Annotated in this window: 17 protein-coding genes; 9 read left to right on the top strand and 8 right to left on the bottom strand. The window is 71.1% G+C overall.

What is annotated here, in order from left to right; genetic code table 11:
- Window positions 1-34 precede the first annotated feature (34 nt).
- A complete protein-coding gene (locus tag IOD14_RS06035; protein WP_123991383.1) occupies window positions 35-1369 on the top strand; it encodes a M14 family metallopeptidase in 1335 nt (444 codons plus the stop codon).
- A 70-nt stretch (window positions 1370-1439) separates the two neighbouring features.
- Here IOD14_RS06035 and IOD14_RS06030 read toward each other — a convergent pair whose 3' ends face one another.
- The 5 genes from IOD14_RS06030 to IOD14_RS06010 all read right to left on the bottom strand — a co-directional run bounded on the left by IOD14_RS06030 (window position 1440) and on the right by IOD14_RS06010 (window position 5873).
- Window positions 1440-1931, bottom strand: a complete 492-nt coding sequence (locus tag IOD14_RS06030; RefSeq protein WP_212669826.1) for a hypothetical protein — start codon at window positions 1929-1931, stop codon at window positions 1440-1442.
- A gap of 83 nt (window positions 1932-2014) precedes the next feature.
- The gene (locus IOD14_RS06025; protein ID WP_123991381.1) at window positions 2015-3487 is read right to left on the bottom strand and encodes a gluconate:H+ symporter; all 1473 of its coding nucleotides are present in this window, start codon (window positions 3485-3487) and stop codon (window positions 2015-2017) included.
- 105 nt (window positions 3488-3592) lie between these two features.
- Window positions 3593-4003: a RidA family protein gene (locus IOD14_RS06020; RefSeq protein WP_020119606.1), complete on the bottom strand. Its 411-nt coding sequence runs from the start codon at window positions 4001-4003 to the stop codon at window positions 3593-3595.
- Complete coding sequence (locus tag IOD14_RS06015) at window positions 4000-4761, bottom strand: IclR family transcriptional regulator (protein ID WP_123991380.1); 762 nt, start codon at window positions 4759-4761, stop codon at window positions 4000-4002. Before IOD14_RS06015 ends, IOD14_RS06020 begins: the two co-directional genes overlap by 4 nt.
- Window positions 4758-5873, bottom strand: a complete 1116-nt coding sequence (locus IOD14_RS06010; protein ID WP_212669825.1) for a sugar kinase — start codon at window positions 5871-5873, stop codon at window positions 4758-4760. The genes IOD14_RS06015 and IOD14_RS06010 overlap by 4 nt, the downstream gene beginning before the upstream one ends.
- Window positions 5874-5990: 117 nt before the next feature.
- Between IOD14_RS06010 and IOD14_RS06005 the strand changes: the two genes are divergently transcribed.
- On the top strand, window positions 5991-7265 hold the full coding sequence (locus tag IOD14_RS06005; RefSeq protein ID WP_212669824.1) for an amino acid deaminase: 1275 nt from the start codon (window positions 5991-5993) through the stop codon (window positions 7263-7265).
- A gap of 26 nt (window positions 7266-7291) precedes the next feature.
- Window positions 7292-8902 (top strand): D-aminoacylase, encoded by a 1611-nt coding sequence (locus IOD14_RS06000; protein WP_212669823.1) that lies wholly within the window; start codon window positions 7292-7294, stop codon window positions 8900-8902.
- A 30-nt stretch (window positions 8903-8932) separates the two neighbouring features.
- On the opposite strand, the gene IOD14_RS05995 is transcribed toward IOD14_RS06000, so the two are convergent.
- A complete protein-coding gene (locus tag IOD14_RS05995) occupies window positions 8933-9859 on the bottom strand; it encodes a serine protease (protein ID WP_212669822.1) in 927 nt (308 codons plus the stop codon).
- A 171-nt stretch (window positions 9860-10030) separates the two neighbouring features.
- Window positions 10031-10696: a hypothetical protein gene (locus IOD14_RS05990; RefSeq protein WP_212669821.1), complete on the bottom strand. Its 666-nt coding sequence runs from the start codon at window positions 10694-10696 to the stop codon at window positions 10031-10033.
- Window positions 10697-10822: 126 nt separating this feature from the next.
- Here IOD14_RS05990 and IOD14_RS05985 point away from each other — a divergent pair, with 126 nt between their 5' ends.
- The 6 genes from IOD14_RS05985 (at window position 10823) to IOD14_RS05960 (ending at window position 17206) form a co-directional block, all read left to right on the top strand.
- The gene (locus IOD14_RS05985) at window positions 10823-12034 is read left to right on the top strand and encodes a pyridoxal phosphate-dependent aminotransferase (RefSeq protein ID WP_123991374.1); all 1212 of its coding nucleotides are present in this window, start codon (window positions 10823-10825) and stop codon (window positions 12032-12034) included.
- An 84-nt stretch (window positions 12035-12118) separates the two neighbouring features.
- On the top strand, window positions 12119-12541 hold the full coding sequence (locus IOD14_RS05980) for a hypothetical protein (RefSeq protein WP_212669820.1): 423 nt from the start codon (window positions 12119-12121) through the stop codon (window positions 12539-12541).
- A 258-nt stretch (window positions 12542-12799) separates the two neighbouring features.
- Complete coding sequence (locus IOD14_RS05975) at window positions 12800-13864, top strand: substrate-binding domain-containing protein (protein ID WP_123991372.1); 1065 nt, start codon at window positions 12800-12802, stop codon at window positions 13862-13864.
- A gap of 24 nt (window positions 13865-13888) precedes the next feature.
- Window positions 13889-15052, top strand: a complete 1164-nt coding sequence (locus IOD14_RS05970; protein WP_212669819.1) for a toxic anion resistance protein — start codon at window positions 13889-13891, stop codon at window positions 15050-15052.
- Window positions 15049-16608 (top strand): VWA domain-containing protein, encoded by a 1560-nt coding sequence (locus IOD14_RS05965; protein WP_212669818.1) that lies wholly within the window; start codon window positions 15049-15051, stop codon window positions 16606-16608. Before IOD14_RS05970 ends, IOD14_RS05965 begins: the two co-directional genes overlap by 4 nt.
- Entirely contained in the window at window positions 16595-17206 is a 612-nt protein-coding gene (locus tag IOD14_RS05960; protein WP_212669817.1) for a hypothetical protein, read from the top strand. The genes IOD14_RS05965 and IOD14_RS05960 overlap by 14 nt, the downstream gene beginning before the upstream one ends.
- A gap of 7 nt (window positions 17207-17213) precedes the next feature.
- Here the strand turns inward: IOD14_RS05960 and IOD14_RS05955 are convergent, their stop codons facing one another.
- Window positions 17214-19235: a DUF11 domain-containing protein gene (locus IOD14_RS05955; RefSeq protein WP_212669816.1), complete on the bottom strand. Its 2022-nt coding sequence runs from the start codon at window positions 19233-19235 to the stop codon at window positions 17214-17216.
- Window positions 19236-19305: the final 70 nt, after the last annotated feature.

The raw sequence follows: 19305 nt of genomic DNA, 5'->3' as shown, positions 1-19305 counted from the left end.
GATCCCGGAATCCCTGGAGACCACAGGAGACTTCATGCGACTTCGCACACGCGGTTCCGGCAACCGCGGCGGCCCCCGCTACGCCGCCCTGGCCGCCGTTCTGGCCCTCGCCCTCGCGGCCCCCCTCTCCGCGAACGCCGACAGCGCCCCGAAGGCGGCCCCCGGCGCCGAGGACGTCAGGCAGTACGAGATCCATCAGCACTCGACACCCGTGACCCGTACGGCGATCCAGCAGACGGGTGTGACGGTGGACGAGGCCGACGAGGAGACCGTCGTGGTCTCCGGACGCGCCGACCAGATCAGAAAGCTGCGGCAACTCGGCTACCAGGTCTCCGCACTGGGCTCGGCCCCGGACCGGGCCGCGCCCGACGAGACACGGCTCTTCGACTTCCCCTCGGCCGACTCGCGCTACCACAACTACGCCGAGATGAACGCCGAGATCGACCAGCGGCTCGCCGCCTACCCGAACATCATGAGCAAGCGGGTCATCGGCACCTCGTACCAGGGCCGGGACATCGTCGCCATCAAGATCAGCGACAACGTGGCGACCGACGAGGCCGAGCCCGAGGTGCTGTTCACCCACCACCAGCACGCCCGCGAGCACCTCACGGTGGAGATGGCGCTGTACCTGCTGCGCGAACTCGGCGCGGGCTACGGGAGCGACTCCCGGATCACCAACATGGTGAACAACCGTGAGATCTGGATCGTCCCCGACCTCAACCCGGACGGCGGCGAGTACGACATCGCCACCGGCTCGTACCGCTCGTGGCGCAAGAACCGCCAGCCCAACTCCGGTTCCTCCGCCGTCGGTACGGACCTCAACCGCAACTGGGCCTACCGCTGGGGCTGCTGCGGCGGTTCCTCCGGGTCGACGTCCTCCGAGACCTACCGGGGTCCGTCCGCCGAGTCCGCGCCCGAGGTCAAGGTCGTCGCCAACTTCGTGCGCAGCCGGGTCGTCGGCGGGGTCCAGCAGATCAAGACGAACATCGACTTCCACACGTACAGCGAACTGGTGCTGTGGCCCTACGGGTACACGTACTCCGACACGGCGACCGGAATGACGGCGGACGACAACGCCGTGTTCAAGACGGTCGGGCAGAAGATGGCCGCGAGCAACGGGTACACGGCGGAGCAGGCGAGCGACCTGTACATCACCGACGGGTCGATCGACGACTACCTCTGGGGCACGCACAAGATCTTCTCGTACACCTTCGAGATGTACCCGTCGTCCAGCTCCGGGGGTGGGTTCTACCCGCCCGACGAGGTGATCGAGCGGGAGACGTCACGGAACCGGGACGCGGTGCTGCAGCTGCTGGAGAACTCGGACTGCATGTACCGGTCGATCGGGAAGCAGGCGCAGTACTGCTAGGCCGACGCAGGTGACGGGTCGTGGGGAGCTGCGGGCCGGTCGTGGCCGGCCGCGCAGTTCCCCGCGCCCCTCACTCGGTTTCCGTCGGCTCCTCTTCGAAGTACTCGTCCATGACCGCGTCCAGTTGTTCGTCCCACTCGGTGAAGCTCGACCTCGACGTGGCCTCGATCTCGATCGGGTACCAGCGGAGGTCGGGCGTGTGCACCGTGATGGTGAACCGCTTCCCGAAGCGCGGGGACTCCGTCTCGATCGCGCCGATCTCGTCCCAGCGGAACTCGCAGGACTGGTCGTCGAGGGAGAGCCGGACGCCCTTGTGGTCGGCGACGATCCTCGCGCGCCGGTCGGACGCCTCGAAGACGGGGCCCTCGGGAGCGACCTCCTCCTCGGTCTCCTCGGCGGTGGGCTCGTCGACGTCCTCCTCCGGTGCGGCATCCCTCTCCGCGTCCTCCGGCTTGGGCTTCTCCGCCTCGCCGGAACCGGGCGAGGTGAGCCCGGGGATGAAGGCCGGGTCGAATCCGGCGCCTTCCAGGGGCTGGCTGCTCGAACCTATGCGCTGCTCCACAGCGGGCAGTATGGTCGACGATCCTGTGCCGCACACAGCCGACCCCTACATCGTTATCGGACGCCTACATGGGGCCACCGCACCTACACGAACAGGCTCAGCACCGCGGCCACCAGGAAGCCGGCCACCGACAGCACCGTCTCCAGCACGGTCCAGGTCCTGAGGGTGTCCCGCTCGCTGATGCCGAAGTACTTGGCGACCATCCAGAAGCCGCCGTCGTTGACGTGCGAGGCGAAGATGGAGCCGGCCGAGACGGCCATGATGACGAGGGCGACGAAGGCCTGGGAGTGGTGGCCCTCGGACAGCAGCGGCGCCACGATGCCCGCCGTCGTCACGATCGCGACGGTCGCCGAGCCCTGGGCGACGCGCAGGACCACCGAGATCAGGTACGACAGCACGATCACCGGCAGACCGACGTCGTTGAAGGTGTCCGAGAGGGCCTGGGCCACCCCGCTGGCCTTCAGGACCGCGCCGAAGACCCCGCCCGCGCCGACGACGAGCAGGATGTTGCCGACCGGCTTGAGGGACGCCGTCGACACCGTCTCCAGGGACTTGCGGGACCAGCCGCGGCGGATGCCGAGGAGGTAGTACGCGAGGACCAGGGCGATCGTCAGGGCCACGAAGGGGCTGCCGAAGAACTCGACGACCGAGCGGCCGGTGGAGGGGTCGAGCGCGATCGAGGAGAACGTGGCGGCGAGGATCAGGACCAGGGGCGTCCCGATGATGCCGAGGACCGTGGCGAGGGGCACGGGGTCCTCGCGCGGCACGACCCCCTGGGTCCGCTGCTCCTCGATGACCGCCTGCTTGGCCTCGGCGGCCGCCTCCACCATGTCCTGCGGGACGGCGACGAAGATGCGGCGGCCGATCCACGCGGAGTACGCCCACGCGGCCAGCACCGCCGGGATGCCGCAGACGATGCCCATGAGGATCACCCAGCCGAGGTCCACGTGGAGCAGACCGGCGGCCGCGACCGGGCCCGGGTGCGGGGGCAGGAAGGCGTGGGTCATGGACAGGCCCGCCAGCAGCGGCAGGCAGTAGAGCAGGATCGACCTGCCGCTGCGCTTGGCCGCCGCGTACACGATCGGCGCGAGGACGAAGATGCCGACGTCGAAGAAGACCGGGATACCGAAGATCAGTCCGGTCAGGCCCATCGCGAGGGGCGCGCGCTTCTCGCCGAAGAGGTTCAGCAGCCGGGACGCCAGCACCTCGGCGCCGCCGCTGACTTCGAGGATCGCGCCGAGCATGGTGCCGAGGCCGATGATGATCGCGACATGGCCGAGGATGCCGCCCATCCCGGACTCGATGGTGGACACGGCGTCCGACCGCTGGACCGTGCCGAAGAGTTCGGTGACCGAGAGACCCGCGAGCAGGCCGACGGCTATGGAGACGCCGAGCAGGGCGACGAAGGGCTGGAGTCTCGCCTTGATGATCAGGAGGAGCAGCAGGGCGATACCGAGGGCGGCGACCGTGAGGAGGCCCGCGGTGCCGTCGACGAGGAGGAGCAGTCCACCGGTGTGCGGGGGTGTCTCGGTGGCCGCGGCGAGCGGTAGCGACATGGGGGAGGTCCTCTGCGTGGGTGCATGGAGCTTTCGGGCAGGGGGGAGCGCGGCACGGCACCCCGTGAGGTGCCATGCCGTGTGCGTGCGGGAGTCGGGGGAGCGTCAGCCGAGGACGGCGAGCGCGTCGATCTCGATGAGGAGTCCGGCGGGCAGGCCGACGTAGACCGTCGTGCGGGCGGCCGGGGGCGCGGTGAGGCCCTGCTCCTCGAAGTAGGTGTTGTAGATCGAGTTCATCTCGGCGAAGTGGTCCACGTCGGTCAGATAGACGCGGATCATCATCACGTCGTCCCAGGAGGCGCCGCCCTCCTCCAGGATCGCCTTGACGTTGGCGAGGGTCTGCAGGGTCTGCTCGCGCAGGGTGGGCCCGGCGGGCGTCGGGGCCTTGCCCTCCTCGGCCGGCAGGAAGCCGACCTGCCCTGCGACCTGGAGGATGTTGCCCTTCCTCACCCCGTGGGAGAACTTCGCGGGCGGGGTGGTGTGGGTCTTGGGGGTGAGCGCGATCTTGTCCGTCATACGGGGTCCTTTGGTGTGGTTCTGCCGGAGTACTCGCCGCTGATGGCATCGGCCGTACGGCGGACCTGTGGGAGGAGGGTGAGGAGTTCCTCGGCGGTGACGACGACGTTCGGCGCGGAGACCGACATCGCGGCGACGACCCTGCCGTCGGCGCCCCGGACAGGGGCCGCGACACAGTTGATGGACTCCTCGTGGCCGCCGAGGTCGGTGGCCCAGCCCTGTTCGCGCACCCGCTCCAGCTCCTTGAGGAAGGCGGGGGCGTTGGGGGTCGAACGGGCCGTGTACAGGGGGTATTCGAGCTTGTCGGCGAGGGCGTGCCGCTCGGCCTCGGGAAGGTCGGCGAGCAGCAGTTTGGCGACCGCGGCGACGGTGATGGCGACCGGTTTGCCGATCCGCGAGTACATCCGCACCGGGTAGCGGCTCTCGACCTTGTCGATGTAGAGCACCTCGGCCTCCTCGTACACGGCGAGGTGGACGGTGTGTCCGCACTGCTCGTTCAGCCGTACGAGGTGGGGGTGGGCGATCTCCCGGATGTCGAGGTTCTCCATCGCCTCCTGGGCGAGCGCGATGAGCCGGGCGCCGAGGCGGTAGCGCTGGTCGGACTGGCGGTAGACCATGCCGTGTTCGTGCAGGGTGCGCAGGAGGCGCAGCGCGGTGGACTTGTGGACACCGAGGCGGTCGGCGACCTGGCCGAGGTCGGCGGGGCCCTCGGCGAGCAGCGGCAGGATGCTGAGTGCTCGGTCGACGGTCTGGCTCATGGGGTGCGTACCTCCTCCGGGGCCGGGTCGGCTTGCGTCCAGCCGGGGCCGAGTCGAAGTGTCCCCCACGTGTCGTCCCCGGCGGCGACGAGGCGGTCGGCGTGCGCGCGGGAGGGGGGTGCCGCCAGGTCACCGGGGACGGTGAGGGCGGCTGCGGCCCAGAGGTGGCCGTACCTCAGGCGGTCGCGGAGGGGGAGGTGGCGGAGGGTCGCGGAGAGGAATCCTGCCGCGAAGGCGTCGCCGGCGCCGGTGGTGGCCACGACGTCGACGGCGAGGGCGGGTACGAAGGCGGACGCCGACCGGTGCCGAGGGTGGGGTGCGGGAGGTGCGGGAGGTGCGGGAGGTGCGAAGAGTGCGGGAGGTGCAGAAGGTGCGGGAGGTGCGGAGGGTGTCACGAAAGCGGTGGCGCCCTTCCCGCCCTGCTTCACCACCAGCACCCCCGGCTCGGGCAGCACCGCGCGGATCGCCGCCGGGCCGCCCGTGACGCCCCACGCCTCCTCCGCCTCGTCCTCCCCCACGAACACGATGTCGGCCCCGCGCGCCAGCTCCAGCAGCACCCGCGGACCGTCGTCGTCCCGCCACAGCCCGGCCCGGTGATTGACGTCGAAGGAGATCAAGGGGCGTCCCTCACCGGGCGCCGTCAGCTCGCGCAGCAACTCCAGGCACCCGGCCGACAACGCGGCCGTGATCCCCGAGAGGTGCAGCACCCGCCCGGCCCGCACCACCGACGGGTCCACGTTGGCCACGGACATCGCAGAAGCCGCGGAACCGGCCCGGTAGTAGGCGACCTCATGGCCGTCCGACGCCCGGTCCTGTGCCGTACGGAAGTACACGCCCGTGGGCCGCGACGCGTCCCGTCCCACGGCGGAGACGTCGACCCCGTACCCGCCGATCGTCTCGACCAGGTGATCCCCGAACCCGTCGGCCCCGACCCGGCTGACCCAGCGCACGGAATGACCGGCCGCCGCGAGAACACACGCGACGTTGGACTCCGCGCCCCCGATTCCCCGCTCGAAGGACGGCACTTCGGCGAGCCGTCCCGGGCGGCTGGGCAGGAACGTGACCATGGACTCGCCGAGCGCGACGACGTCCACGGCGTCGGGGGCATTCACGATGGGGGCAGCTCCTTGATTGACCCGGCGTTGGCGTGGATGTTAGACAGCACTCAGCGATATACGCAATGAGCGTTGCATGCACTGCAACGCTCGTCGTCCCCTCAGGGAGGCCCCGTGTCCGGTACCGAAGCGCTCGCCCGCCTCGCGGAGGAACGTGTCGACCACCGCTTCAAGGGCCTCCCCCCGGACGCGGACGGACTGACCGTGGCCGAGCTGACGGCCCAGCGCCGCAACCTCTTCACCGACGGCTTCGCGACGCCCGTTCTGGCCCTGTCCGCCGAGCGCCTCGACCACAACCTCCGGCTCATGGAGACGTACGCCGCCCGCCACGGCCTCGCCTTCGCCCCGCACGGCAAGACGACCATGGCCCCCCAGCTCTTCCGGCGCCAGATCGAGCACGGCGCCTGGGGCATCACCCTGGCCGTGCCCCATCAGGTACGGGTCGCCCGCGCCTTCGGCATCGAGCGGGTCTTCCTCGCCAACGAGCTCGTGGATCCGGCGGCGCTGCGCTGGATCGCCGGGGAGCTCGCGAGCGACGCGGACTTCCGCTTCGTCTGCTACGTCGACTCCGTCCGCGGGGTCGAGCTGATGGACGCGGCCCTGCGCGGCACCTCCCGCCCCCTGGACGTCGTCGTGGAACTCGCCGCCGGTGAGGGCGCCCGCACCGGGATCCGCACCGAGGCGGAGTGCGCGGCCGTCGCCGACGCGGTCGCGGCCACCGGGACGCTGCGGCTGGTCGGCGTCGCCGGGTACGAGGGCGAGGTCCCGCAGGCGAACCCGGAGCGTGTGCACGCCTGGCTGCGCCGGCTCGTCGCCCTGGCCGCCGACTTCGACAAGGCGGGACGGTTCGCCGGAGCGGCACCGGACGAGATCGTGGTCAGCGCGGGTGGCAGCGCCTGGTTCGACGCGGTCGCCGACGTCTTCGCCGAGATCCCCGAACTGTCCCGGCCCGTCCTGAAGCTGCTCCGCTCCGGCGCCTACGTCTCGCACGACGACGGCCACTACCGCAAGGTGACCCCCTTCAACCGGATCTCCGAGGAGGGCGCGCTGGAGCCCGCGTTCCGCCTGTGGACACAGGTCGTCTCCCGCCCCTCCCCCGGCCAGGCCTTCACCAACGCGGGCAAGCGGGACGCCGCCTACGACCTCGACCTTCCCTTCGCCCAGGTGGTCCGAAGGGACGGCATCGAGCGCCCGGCCACCGGCATCGAGGTGACCGCCCTCTCCGACCAGCACGCCTGGCTGACCACCGCCCCGGAGGCCGATGTGGAGGTCGGCGACTGGCTGGGCCTCGGCCTCTCCCACCCGTGCACGTCCTTCGACAAGTGGCAGCTGATCCCGGTCGCCGAGGCCGACGGCACGGTTGTCGAATACATCCGTACGTTCTTCTAGAAGCGTCCAGAAGCGGAAGGTCCGGCATGGAAGAGCTCGTCATCCGGGACGCTGACGTGGTCGACGGCAGCGGCGCCCCCTCCTACCGCGCCGACGTGGTGGTCGACGGCGGCCGGATCGTCTCGATCGTCAAGGAGGCGGCCGACGCGGGCTGCCAACGCCCGAAGGCCCGGCGCGAGTTGGACGCAGAGGGCCTCGTCCTGTCCCCCGGCTTCATCGACATGCACGCCCATAGCGACCTGGCCCTGCTGCGCGACCCCGACCACAGTGCCAAGGCCGCGCAGGGCGTCACGCTCGAAGTGCTGGGCCAGGACGGGCTGTCGTACGCCCCGGTCGACGACCGCACCCTGGAGGAGGTCCGCCGCGCCATCACCGGGTGGAACGGCTCCGGCGACGACATCGACTTCGACTGGCGGTCGGTCGGCGAGTACCTGGACCGCCTGGACCGCGGGATCGCCGTCAACGCGGCCTATCTGATTCCCCAGGGCACGGTCCGCGCGCTCGTCGTCGGCTGGGAGGACCGCGAGGCGACCGGTCAGGAGCTGGCCCGGATGCGCCGGTTGGTCGCGGAGGGCATGGAGCAGGGCGCGCTCGGCATGTCGTCGGGCCTGACCTACACGCCCGGCATGTACGCCCCGGACGCCGAACTGACCGAGCTGTGCCGGGTGGTGGCCGAGTACGGCGGCTACTACTGCCCGCACCACCGCTCGTACGGGGCGGGCGCCCTCGAGGCGTACGAGGAGATGGTCGCCCTGAGCCGGGAGGCCGGCTGCGCCCTGCACCTCGCCCACGCCACCATGAACTTCGGTGTGAACAAGGGCCGGGCACCCGAGCTGCTCGCCCTCCTGGACGAGGCGCTGGCGTCGGGCGCGGACATCAGCCTGGACACCTACCCCTACACCCCCGGCTCCACGACCCTCGCGGCCCTGCTGCCGAGCTGGGCGGGCGAGGGCGGTCCCGAGGCGGTCCTGAAGCGGCTGGCGGACGACGACACGGCCGAGCGCATACGGCACCACCTGGAGGAGCTCGGCGCCGACGGCTGCCACGGCGTGCCCGTCGAGTGGGACACCGTCGAGATCTCGGGAGTCGGCGACCTGGCCTTCGCGGACTACGTGGGCCGTACGGTCGCGGAGTCGGCCCGCGCGCGGGGCGAGAGCCCCTGGACGACCGCCCGCGGGCTGCTGCTCGCCGACCGGCTGGCCCCGTCGATCCTCCAGCACGTCGGCCACGAGGAGAACGTCCGGACGATCATGCGGCACCCGGTGCACACCGGCGGCTCCGACGGCATCCTGCAGGGCGCCAAGCCGCATCCGCGGGCGTACGGCACGTTCCCGCGCTATCTCGGCACGTACGTGCGGGAGTTGGGGGTGCTGTCCCTGGAGGAGTGCGTCGCGCACCTGACCTCGCGCCCGGCGTCCCGGCTGCGCCTGCCGGACCGCGGCCTGGTCAGGGAGGGGTACCGCGCGGACCTGGTCCTGTTCGACCCGCTGACGGTGGCACCGGGTTCGACGTTCGAGGAGCCGCGCCGGTTGCCGGCGGGCATCCCCCACGTCCTGGTCGACGGCCGGTTCGTGATCGAGGACGGCGCAAGGACGGATGTGCTGGCGGGCAGGGCGGTCCGTCGCAGTCCCATGTGACGGAACGCCGCGCGCCTTGCTGTGCGGTCCTTACGGCTTGGGCAGGGTGCAGCTGCTCGCGTTCAGGTTGAGCTGGTTGCCGGTGGTGAAGCAGGCCGGGATGTTGTAGATCTCCTGGGCGTAGTTGATGCCCTCGCGGACGGTGACGTTGCCGTTCGCGTCGACCTCGCACGGGTTGTTCTCCGTGCAGCGCTGGCCGTCCTCGTTGCCGGTGTTGTTGACGGCGACGACCTTGCCGGTGGCCTGGTCGATGACGGGCGAGCCCGAGGTGCCGCCGATGGTCTGGCAGGCGGAGGTGTAACGGACCGAGTCCTTCCAGGTCCAGTCGCCCTCCTTCAGGCGGTACACGAACCCGTCGATGTTGCAGCTGTAGAGCCGCTTCCAGTAGCCGGAGGCCACGGTGATCGCGGTCCCGGCGGTCGGGTGGGTGTCCTGCACGGTGAGCGGGGAGATGTTGTACGAGCTCTTGATCGACGCGTAGGTGCTGGTGAGCTGGTAGATCGAGACGTCCGTGTCGGTCATCGTCCCGTAGGCGAGCTTGCTGGCGCGCAGCGTGGCGACCCGGGTGCCGGAGGAGTTGAGCAGCCCGAAGGTCCGGCTGGAGGCCTGGTTGGTGAGCACCTCGCCCGGCTCGGGGAAGCCAGTGGTGAGGCAGTGCCCGTTGCTGAGGACCAGCGCCGGGTCGGTGTCCAGGGAGTTCGGGAACCGGATGACCGAGCCGGAGCAGTTGCTGAGCGAGACGGTCCCGGCGAGGGTCACGGCCTGCAGCTTCGGTGACGTGACCTGGGACAGGGTCGAGGTGGCGGACGTGACCACGTCCTTGACCACGGAGACGGGGGTGTCGGTGTCCACGCTCTTGCCGACGCCGGATGCGGCGGGCTCGGCGGCGACCGCGGGTGCCGCGCCTATCCCGGCCAGGGCCAGGGCGCTGAGCGCGGCGACGAGAGGCTTTCTCATGTGGGGGTCCCCTCTTGCGACTTGGGCGGCCGGAAATCTTCCGGCCGCCCGCGATTTTGTCATGCACATTGTGAAGAGGGGTGGGTGATTGGGCAAGAAGCTGTGCCGAGCTCGCACCTGCGTTCCGCCGCTCGGCCAACCTACCCAGTGGAACGCCTACTTAGCGGACGCCTACTTGGGGCCCTTCGTGGCGCCCTGCCCGCGTCCCTTGCCGCCGGAGTTGCCCGGACCGCCCGCGGAGGCGGAGCTCACCGCTGCCGAAGGGGCGACGGAGGGGGCCGTGGCCGAGGGACTTCCGCTCGTCCGCGTCTCCGCGGACGCGGTCGCCGACGCGCTCGCACCGGTGCCGGACGGGACGGTCCCGGCCCCCGGCTCCCCGGAGGCGGCCGGACCCGGAGCGGCCGGCCCGGTGCTGGCGGCCCGGTCCGTGGCGTCGCTCGTCCCGGCGGAGGCCGACGGGGTGCCGTCCACCTGGTCCTGCGCGGGCCTCGAGGAGGAGCCCGACAGGGACAGGCCCGCGATCAGGGCCGCCGCCGACACCGCTCCCACGGCTCCGACGGCCACGACGACCCGGCGCGAGCGCCGACCGCTCCTGTCCCTGCCGCGGGCGGCCCGTCGCCGGGCGGCCCGACCGGCGGAATCCGGACCGGCCGCCTCCCGGACCCCGGACTCAGGGCCTGCGGGCTCGATCACCGGAAGTTCGGCCGTCGCGTCGTACACGTTCTGCCAGCCGTGCGCCGCCGCCGGATCCGCGTACTCCTCGTACGCCGGGGCCGATGCGGGCTGCGGCTGGTAGACGCGCGGCGCACCGGACTCGTACTCGACTGGCCTCGACATGGCGATGGATTGTAGAGACGGATGCGGCAGGTGAGACAGCTACCGGCGATAACAGCCCAAACCGCCGCGTCTCACGTGGCGGAAAACACGACCCAGGAAGCGTTACCGGGCCGTAAGCTCCCAGGCATGCAGGTGATCCAGTCGACCAAGCTCGCCAATGTCTGTTACGAGATCCGGGGCCCGGTTCTCGAGGAGGCGATGCGCCTGGAAGCGGCCGGGCACCGCATCCTCAAGCTGAACACGGGCAACCCCGCCGCCTTCGGGTTCGAGGCGCCGCCGGAGATCCTCGAGGACGTCCTCCGGAACGTGTCGACGGCCCACGGGTACGGAGACGCGAAGGGCCTGCTGGCCGCACGCCGGGCCGTCGTCATGCACAACCAGACCATCGGCATCGAGACCGACGTCGAGCACGTCTTCATCGGCAACGGCGTCTCCGAGCTGATCGTGATGGCCATGCAGGGCCTGCTCGACGACGGCGACGAGGTCCTCGTCCCGGCCCCGGACTACCCCCTGTGGACTGCAGCGGTCTCCCTCTCCGGCGGCACGGCCGTCCACTACCGCTGCGACGAGCAGTCGGACTGGATGCCCGACCTCGCGGACGTGGAGCGGAAGGTCACCGACCGCACCAAGGCGCTCGTCATCATCAACCCCAACAACCCCACGGGCGCGGTCTACGACGAGACCATGATCAAGGGGCTGACGGACATCGCCCGCCGGCACAACCTGCTGGTCTGCTCGGACGAGATCTACGACAAGATCCTCTACGACGGCGCCACCCACACCCCGACCGCCGCCGTCGCCCCCGATCTGCTGACCCTCACCTTCAACGGCATGTCCAAGGCGTACCGGGTCGCGGGCTACCGGGTGGGCTGGATGTCGATCTCCGGCCCACGCGCGCACGCCGACTCCTACATCGAGGGCCTGACCGTCCTCGCCAACATGCGCCTGTGCGCGAACATGCCGGGACAGCACGGAGTGGTCGCCGCGCTCAGCGGACGGCAGTCGATCAACGACCTCGTCCTGCCGGGCGGGCGGCTCGTCGAGCAGCGTGACGTGGCGTACGAGCTGCTGACGCAGATCCCCGGCGTGAGCTGTGTGAAGCCGAAGGGGGCGCTGTACCTCTTCCCGCGGCTCGACCCCAAGGTCTTCAAGATCAAGGACGACCGGCGGATGGTCCTGGACCTGCTGCGCCAGGAGAAGATCATGGTCGTCCAGGGCTCCGGCTTCAACTGGCCCGAGCCCGATCACTTCCGGGTGGTCACCTTGCCGACGGTCGGCGATCTGCGGGACGCGGTGGGGCGGATCGGGAACTTCCTGGACGGGTACGGCCAGCCGTAGATCTTCGATCTGATTTTTCCACTCGCTCAACTTTAGACGGAATCTAAGCTAGGATGGTTTCCTGACAGCACAGGAGGCCATCCCATGTACGAGCCGATCCGCACCAAGTCGGTCCACTCCACGATGGCCGACGCCCCCACCGACTTCCCTCACCGCTCCCGTGAGGAAGAGCTGGACATCCAGCTCGCGGGTCATCTCGCCGCCCTGCTCGCCCTCACCGACGAGCTGCGTGCGCTGGCACCCTGCGCCGACCTGGACCTCGCCGCCGAGCGGCTCGCCGAGCAGGTGGCCCGGCTGCGGGGCGGAGGCACACCGGCCCGTGCGTCCCTGACCTCGATCGGCTCGGACCCCCACGTCACCGACCTGCACCGGCGCGCCCACGCGGTGGCCGGGCGCGCGCTGCTCGTGGCGGCCTCCCGTGCGGACACGGCGGCGGCGATCCTCGCGGCCGAGCGGATGGACTCCCACGCGGCGGCCCTGGAGCCCCGCGAGCTCGCCACCCACTGAGCCCCACGGCTCCCTGAACGGCCCCGGTCCGCGCGCACCCGCAGCGACGCGCGGACCGGGTGCCACAGCACTGCGTTCGCTTGAGCCGGGGCGCCTGCTCGCCGCAGGGGTCGCTGTCGTCCTGCGGGTGCGGGTTCCTCGGGGCTTGTCGCGCAGTTCCCCGCGCCCCTTGGGGAGTTGCAGTGCCGGGGCCGGTATGTCACCCCCCGTTCATCGTTCCCATCGGGGAATGTTGGGTTCCGCGAGCACTCTGCACTCGTGAGACGAATAGCAGGAATCGTCCTCGCGGTTCTGCTGATCGGCGGCGTGGTGGCAGCCGTCGTGGCGGGCCGTGGCAATGAGGACAAGGGCACGGCAACGAAGACCGTGCGCGCAGTGATCGGGTCCGAGAAGGCGGAGTTCTTCGAGGATCCCGACGTGGTGAAGGCCCTGGCCGCCAAGGGCTACACCGTGAAGGCCGAGACCTCCGGGTCCTGGGCCATGGAGGGGCTGGACCTGGGCGGGTACGACTTCGCCTTCCCGTCCAGCCAGGCGCCGGCCGCCGAACTCGCCGCGAAGCACAAGGTACGGGGGACCCTCCCCCGCCCCTTCTACTCGCCCCTCGTCGTCGTGGCGCACCGAGGCGCCGCCGGGGTCCTCGCAGGCAACGGCCTGGCCACGCTGGACGCGGAACACCGCGGCACCCTCAGGATGGCCGCCTATCTCGACGCGGCCCGCGAGGACCGCACCTGGCAGCAGCTCAAGGGCGCGGACAGGTACGGGGAGTTGACCGGCACCCTCTACCTCTCCAGCACCGACCCGGAGACCTCCAACTCCGGCGCCCTCTACCTCGCCGCCGCCTCCTACGTGGCGAACGGCGGCAAGGTCGTCGCGAGCGGCACCGAGGTCCGAAGGACGACTCCCCTGCTGCACAAGCTCGTCAGCGTGCAGGGTGCCCAGCAGTCCAGCTCCGACGCGGCCTTCCGGGACTTCGTCAGCGGCGCCGGCAACCCGCTGGTCCTGGTCTACGAGTCCCAGGTCGCCTCGCTCCTCGCGGACGGACAGCACCCCGACGACCTGGTCGTCCTCTACCCGGACACCACGGTCAACAGCGACCACACGGTCGTACCGCTGACCGAGGACGGCCAGGCCCTCGCCGAACTCCTGTCCAGTGACCCGCGGTTGCGGAAGCTGGAGGTCAGGCACGGGTTCCGGCCGCAGGGCGAGGCCACCGAGTTCGCCTCGGCCACCACCTATCTCCAGCAGGAACTGACCGGCGTCCGCCAGGCGCCCGTGCCCACCTCCGCGGTGCTGCACGAGCTGGCGCGACGGGCGCGCGGATAACGGGGGACGACAGCCATGACACCCATGAACGACGACACTTTCGTGCTCACGCCTCCCGAGGCCGTCGCGGCCGTGCCGCGTGAGAAGGCCGGCGGGCTCGTCCCCGTCGACGAATCCGTCCGCGCCGACATGGCCGACAAGGCCGCCGCATACGTCGAGGGGCTCGCCACGCTCGACGCCCGCTCCCCCGAGTTCGCCGGCAAGGTCGGTGAGATCACCGGGCTCGGCACGGGCGAGATGCGCAGTGCCGCCGCGCAGTCCAACCGGATGCTGGAGCGGACCGTGCGCAGCCTTCCCGACAAGGGCGGGGACGCCCAGTCCCAGGTGGCGGGCTCGCTCGTCGAACTGCGGCGCGTGGTCGAGGACCTGGACCCCCGGGACCTGCCCGCCGCGAAGGGCCGCAGGTTCCTCTCCCGGCTGCCCGGCGGCAACAAGCTGCGCGACCATGTCGCCAAGTACGCCTCCGCGCAGGGCACCTTGAACCGGATCGTGGGCTCGCTGCGCGGCGGCCAGGACGAACTGCGCCGGGACAACGCCGCGTTGCAGACCGAGCGGGTCCGCCTGTGGGAGACCATGGGCAAGCTCCAGGAGTACGTCGTCCTGACCGAGGCCCTGGACACGGCCGTCGAGCGGCACATCACCGCCGTGGGAGATCCCGAGGCGGCCGACACGCTCCGCGCCGACGTGCTCTTCCCCGTCCGGCAGAAGCACCAGGACCTGCTCACCCAGCTCGCCGTGTGCGCACAGGGCTACCTCGCCATGGACGTCGTGCGCCGCAACAACGAAGAGCTGATCAAGGGGGTGGACCGGGCGGCCACGACCACCGTGTCGGCCCTGCGCATCGCCGTGATGCTGGCCTCCGCGCTCGACCACCAGAAGAAGGTGATCGAGCAGGTCAACGCGCTGCGCGGGACGACCGAGGAGCTGATCCGGGGCAACGCCGAGATGCTGGCGACGCAGAGCGGGGAGATCCAGCGCATCGCGGCCGACCCTGCGGTCGGCGCCGAGACCCTGCGCAGCGCCTTCCAGCAGATCTACCGGACCCTCGACACGATCGACACGTACAAGGTCCAGGCGACCGAGGTGATGGCGGCGACCGTGGAGTCGCTGACCACTGAACTCCGGCAGGCCAGTGGGTACCTGGAGCGCAGCCGCTCGCAGGGCGCCCTGGAAGGGGGCCTCGGATGAGACGACGGGTCCTGGCCGGCTGCCTCGCGGCGCTCGGCCTGCTCACCGCCTGCACGACACACGAGGACGGGATCAGCGGCGTCTCGACGCCCGGTGTCCCCGCCCCCGCCGAGCCAGGCACCCTGCGCGTCCTCGCCTCCAGCGAGCTCGGCGACATGGCCCCGGTCCTCGCCCAGGTCGAGAAGGACACCGGGATCAAGGTCCGGCCGACGTACCTCGGCACCCTGGACGCCGTGGACCTGCTCGCCGAGGGCAGAGCCGACGGTGCCTACGACGCCCTGTGGCTGTCCTCGAACGACTACCTCCGGCTGCGCCCCGACGCGGCGCGGAAGGTCCTCTCCGAGACCCCCGTCATGTCGAGCCCGGTCGCGATCGGAGTGAAGTCCGCGAAGGCCAGGGCGCTCGGCTGGAAGCCCGACGACGTCACCTGGTCCCAGGTCGAGCAGGCCGTCCAGGACGGGAGGCTGACGTACGGCATGACCGACCCGGCCCGCTCCAACTCCGGCTTCGCCACACTGGTCGCGGTGGCCTCCGCCCTCTCCGGCGCCCAGTCGGCGCTCACCGACGCGAACGTCACCGAGGCCACGCCCCGGCTGAAGGAGTTCTTCAAGGGCCAGAAGCTGACCTCGGGCTCCTCGGGCTGGCTGGCCGCGGCCTACGAGCGGCGCGGGGACGTGGACGCGCTGCTCAACTACGAGTCCGTCCTCCAGGGCATCCCGGGCCTGACCGTGATCCGCCCCCGCGACGGCGTGATCACCGCCGACTACCCGGTCACCTCGCTCAGGTCCACGAACGCCCGGACCCGCGAGGACGTCCGCCGGCTGACGCAGGACCTGCGCACCGAGAGGATCCAGCGGCTGATCACCGAGCGCACCCACCGCCGCCCGGTCGTCGCCTCGGTCCCGCCGGCGAGCGGCCTGGACACCACCCGGCGCCGCGAACTCCCCTTCCCGGGAAGCCGTTCCGTCGCCGACGACCTGCTCGACTCCTACGAGAACGAGCTGCGCCGCCCGTCACGGACCGTGTACGTCCTGGACACCTCGGGCTCGATGGAGGGCGACCGCCTGGACCGCCTCAAGACGGCCCTCGTCGACCTCACCGCCGACTTCCGCGAACGCGAGGAGGTCACGCTGATGCCGTTCGGCTCGAAGGTGAAGAGCGTACGGACGCACGTGGTCGACCCGAAGGATCCGCGGAAGGGCCTGGCCTCGATCCGCGAGGACACCTCGGCGCTCTCCGCCGCCGGCGACACCGCGATCTACACCTCGCTGGAGCAGGCGTACGCCCATCTCGGCGCCGACCGCGACACGTTCAGGTCGATCGTGCTGATGACGGACGGAGAGAACACGGCGGGCGTCGGCGCCGGGGACTTCGACGACTTCTACCGGGACAGCCTGACCCCGGCCGGACAGCGGATCCCGGTCTTCCCCATCCTCTTCGGCGACTCCGACCGCTCCGAACTCGCCCACATCGCCGACCTGACCGGCGGCCGCCTCTTCGACGCCCGGCAGGGCTCGCTGGACGGCGCCTTCGAGGAGATCCGTGGCTATCAGTAGATACCTGGAGTCCCGCAAGAACATCGCGGGAAGCGCGTGCGGGCTGGCCGGTCTGGTGCTGACCTTCACGGGGGTGGCCGGCCCGTACTGGCCGGTGGTCGTGGCCGGCCTGTACGGCGCGGGCGCCCTGATCGCACCCCCGGAACGGCCCCCGCTCCCGGACTTCCCCGACCCCTCGGCCCAACTGGAATCCCTGCGCGCGGACTTCGCGACGCTCCACACCTATCTGACGGACATCGACCTGTCGGTCACGGCGGCGGCCCGGCTGCGCGAACTCACCGAGCTGCTGGCCGCGTTGCTCGACCACGGCTGGAGCAAGGAGCTGCTGACCCACGACCCTGAGGGTGTGCACTCCCTGTCCCGGATCGTCCGGCGCGACCTGCCCGAGGCCGTCGACAGCTTCGTACGCACCCGGTGGTGGACGCGGATGACACCGGGCACGGAGTCCCCCGAACTCCAGCTGGAGCAGCAGCTGGGGCTGATGAAGAAGGACGCACAGCACCTGGCGGCGGCCCTCCGGGACACGGAGGCCCGCCGCCAGGAGACCCACACCCGGTACCTGGAGGACCGGGGCGGGCACAACGGGGTCAGTGCTTGACCGGCCGTCAGGGGCAGCTGAAGCGGATGTCGCCCGAGTCGGTCGTGCAGGTGTCGGTGTTGGGTCCGCCGTTGGCGGTGTCGTTGCCGGCGACGCCGTCGACGGTGTTGAGGTTGTCGGTGCCGTAGTTGCCGATCAGGTTGTCGTTGCCGGGGCCCCCGTTGAGGGTGTCGTTGCCGAATCCGCCGTCGACGCGGTCGTTGCCGTAGCCGCCGTGGACGGTGTCGTTGCCGGAGCTCGCGTTGACGGTGTCGTCGCCGCCGAGGGCGCAGATCACGTCGTTGCCGGAGGTGCCGGTGATGCTGTCGTTGCCGCTGGTGCCGATGCGGGTGCAGCCGCGGGCGTTGTTGACCGTGGTGGTCACCGTGGCGGTGTTGTTCGCGGTGACCGGGTCGCTCTGGGTGGCGGTCACCGAGGCGCGTTCGGTGAGGGTGCCGGTGGCACGGGGTTCGGCGACGACGGTGACGGTGGCCTTCGCGCCGGGGGCGAGGGTGCCGAGGGCGCAGGTGACGGCGGTGGTGCAGGTGCCCTGGGAGGGGGTCGCCGAGATCACCGAGCCGGCCGGGCCGGTGAACGTGTCCGTGAGGGAGACGCCGGTGGCGGTGGTGCCGGTGCTGTTGTTGGTGACCGTGACGGTGTAGGTCGCCCGGTCGCCGATGCTGACCGTGCCGGGGCCGGACTTCGTGACCGACAGGTCCACTCCGGTCGGGGGCGGCGGTACGGTGCCGCCGCCCTGGAAGCGGGCCAGGGCGAAGTCGGTGTCCGGGCCGCCCCGGCCCGCGGCGACGATCCTGCCGTCGGACTGGACGGCCACGGCCCGGGCGAAGTCGCTGCCGCCGAAGTCCGCGGTCGCGGTGCCCCCGGTGCCGAAGCCGCTGTCCTGGCTGCCGTCGGGGTTGTAGCGCCGGACGGCGAAGTCACCGGCCGGCCCGGCGTCACCGGCGAGGACGATCCGCCCGTCACCCGGCTGCAGCGCCACGTCCCATACGCCGATTCCGGCGGGGACGACCTTGCCGTCGCCGTCGAAGCCGGTGTCGAGGGAGCCGGAGGGGTTGTAGCGGGCCAGGCTGTCGCCGCCGGCGGCGACGATCTTCCCGTCGGACTGGAGCGCGAGGCCCTCCACGGACTCGTAGTCACCGAAGTCGGTGCGGACGATGCCGTCGCCGTCGAAGCCGGTGTCCACGCTGCCGTTGGTGTTGAAGCGCATCAGCAGGAAGTCGAAGCGGGTCGAGCCCACCTGGCCGCCGACGACGATCTTCCCGTCGGGCTGCAGCACCAGGGCGCGGGCGTCGCCGCCCTCCTCGAGGGAGGCGGACGGGTCGGCGGTCACCGTGCCGTCGCCGCCGAACGTGGTGTCGGGGGTGCCGTCGGCGTTGAGGCGGACCACGGCCACCTCGCCCCCGCTGTAGCCGGCCGCGACGATCCGGCCGGACGCGTCGACCGCCACGTCACGGGCCTCGGTCGGCCCGGCGATGTCGGCGAAGAACCTGCCGTCACCGCTGAAGGTGTTGTCCAGGCTGCCGTCGGAGTTGTACCGGGCCACCGTGAACCAGCAGCAGTCCTCGTACCCGCGCGCGCTGTAGCCCGCCACGACGATCCGGCCGTCGGGCTGGAGCGCCACGGCGTTGGCCTCGCTCCACTGGAGGTCCGGGTCCATGTTGTTGACGGCGGTCGTCACCGTGCCGCCGGTGCCGAAGCCGGTGTCCGGGGTGCCGTCGGCGTTGTGCCGGGTGAGCGCCCAGCGGCCCTCGATCGAGGCGTTGTCGGCGGAGGAGCCGACGGAGAGGATCTTCCCGTCGGGCTGGACCGCCACGTCGTAGGCCTGGTCGTCGTCGGCGATGTCGGTGAGGACCTTGCCGTCGCCGCTGAACGAGGTGTCCAGGTCGCCCGGGGCCGCGGACGCGACGCCGGGCAGGGTCAGCACGAGGGCCAGGACGGTCGCCGCGACGGTTACGGCCCGGGCCAGGAGGGACCGGTGGCGGCGTTCACCCTGTCGGCGCCGCGCCGGTCGCGCATGAGCTGTGAGCATGGGCGACAGCCTGTCGCCGTACGCACACACCGGCGGCCGCCACGAGCGGCGTTGCCCTCACCGGACGCAG

It is taken from the genome of Streptomyces sp. A2-16 (assembly GCF_018128905.1).
In the GTDB taxonomy this organism is placed as follows: Bacteria; Actinomycetota; Actinomycetes; order Streptomycetales; family Streptomycetaceae; genus Streptomyces.
Note: the sequence above shows the minus strand (reverse complement) of the source record. Positions and strands in the feature narration are given on the sequence as shown.

Excerpts from the sequence above, each read along its gene's own strand:
- IOD14_RS06015 (WP_123991380.1), bottom strand. The coding sequence starts at position 4,761 with ATGAGCCAGACCGTCGACCGAGCACTCAGCATCCTGCCGCTGCTCGCC.
- IOD14_RS05970 (WP_212669819.1), top strand. The coding sequence starts at position 13,889 with ATGAACGACGACACTTTCGTGCTCACGCCTCCCGAGGCCGTCGCGGCC.
- IOD14_RS05990 (WP_212669821.1), bottom strand. The coding sequence starts at position 10,696 with ATGTCGAGGCCAGTCGAGTACGAGTCCGGTGCGCCGCGCGTCTACCAG.
- IOD14_RS05965 (WP_212669818.1), top strand. The coding sequence starts at position 15,049 with ATGAGACGACGGGTCCTGGCCGGCTGCCTCGCGGCGCTCGGCCTGCTC.
- IOD14_RS06035 (WP_123991383.1), top strand. The coding sequence starts at position 35 with ATGCGACTTCGCACACGCGGTTCCGGCAACCGCGGCGGCCCCCGCTAC.
- IOD14_RS06000 (WP_212669823.1), top strand. The coding sequence starts at position 7,292 with ATGGAAGAGCTCGTCATCCGGGACGCTGACGTGGTCGACGGCAGCGGC.
- IOD14_RS05995 (WP_212669822.1), bottom strand. The coding sequence starts at position 9,859 with ATGAGAAAGCCTCTCGTCGCCGCGCTCAGCGCCCTGGCCCTGGCCGGG.
- IOD14_RS06020 (WP_020119606.1), bottom strand. The coding sequence starts at position 4,003 with ATGACGGACAAGATCGCGCTCACCCCCAAGACCCACACCACCCCGCCC.
- IOD14_RS05980 (WP_212669820.1), top strand. The coding sequence starts at position 12,119 with ATGTACGAGCCGATCCGCACCAAGTCGGTCCACTCCACGATGGCCGAC.
- IOD14_RS06025 (WP_123991381.1), bottom strand. The coding sequence starts at position 3,487 with ATGTCGCTACCGCTCGCCGCGGCCACCGAGACACCCCCGCACACCGGT.
- IOD14_RS05955 (WP_212669816.1), bottom strand. The coding sequence starts at position 19,235 with ATGCTCACAGCTCATGCGCGACCGGCGCGGCGCCGACAGGGTGAACGC.
- IOD14_RS05985 (WP_123991374.1), top strand. The coding sequence starts at position 10,823 with ATGCAGGTGATCCAGTCGACCAAGCTCGCCAATGTCTGTTACGAGATC.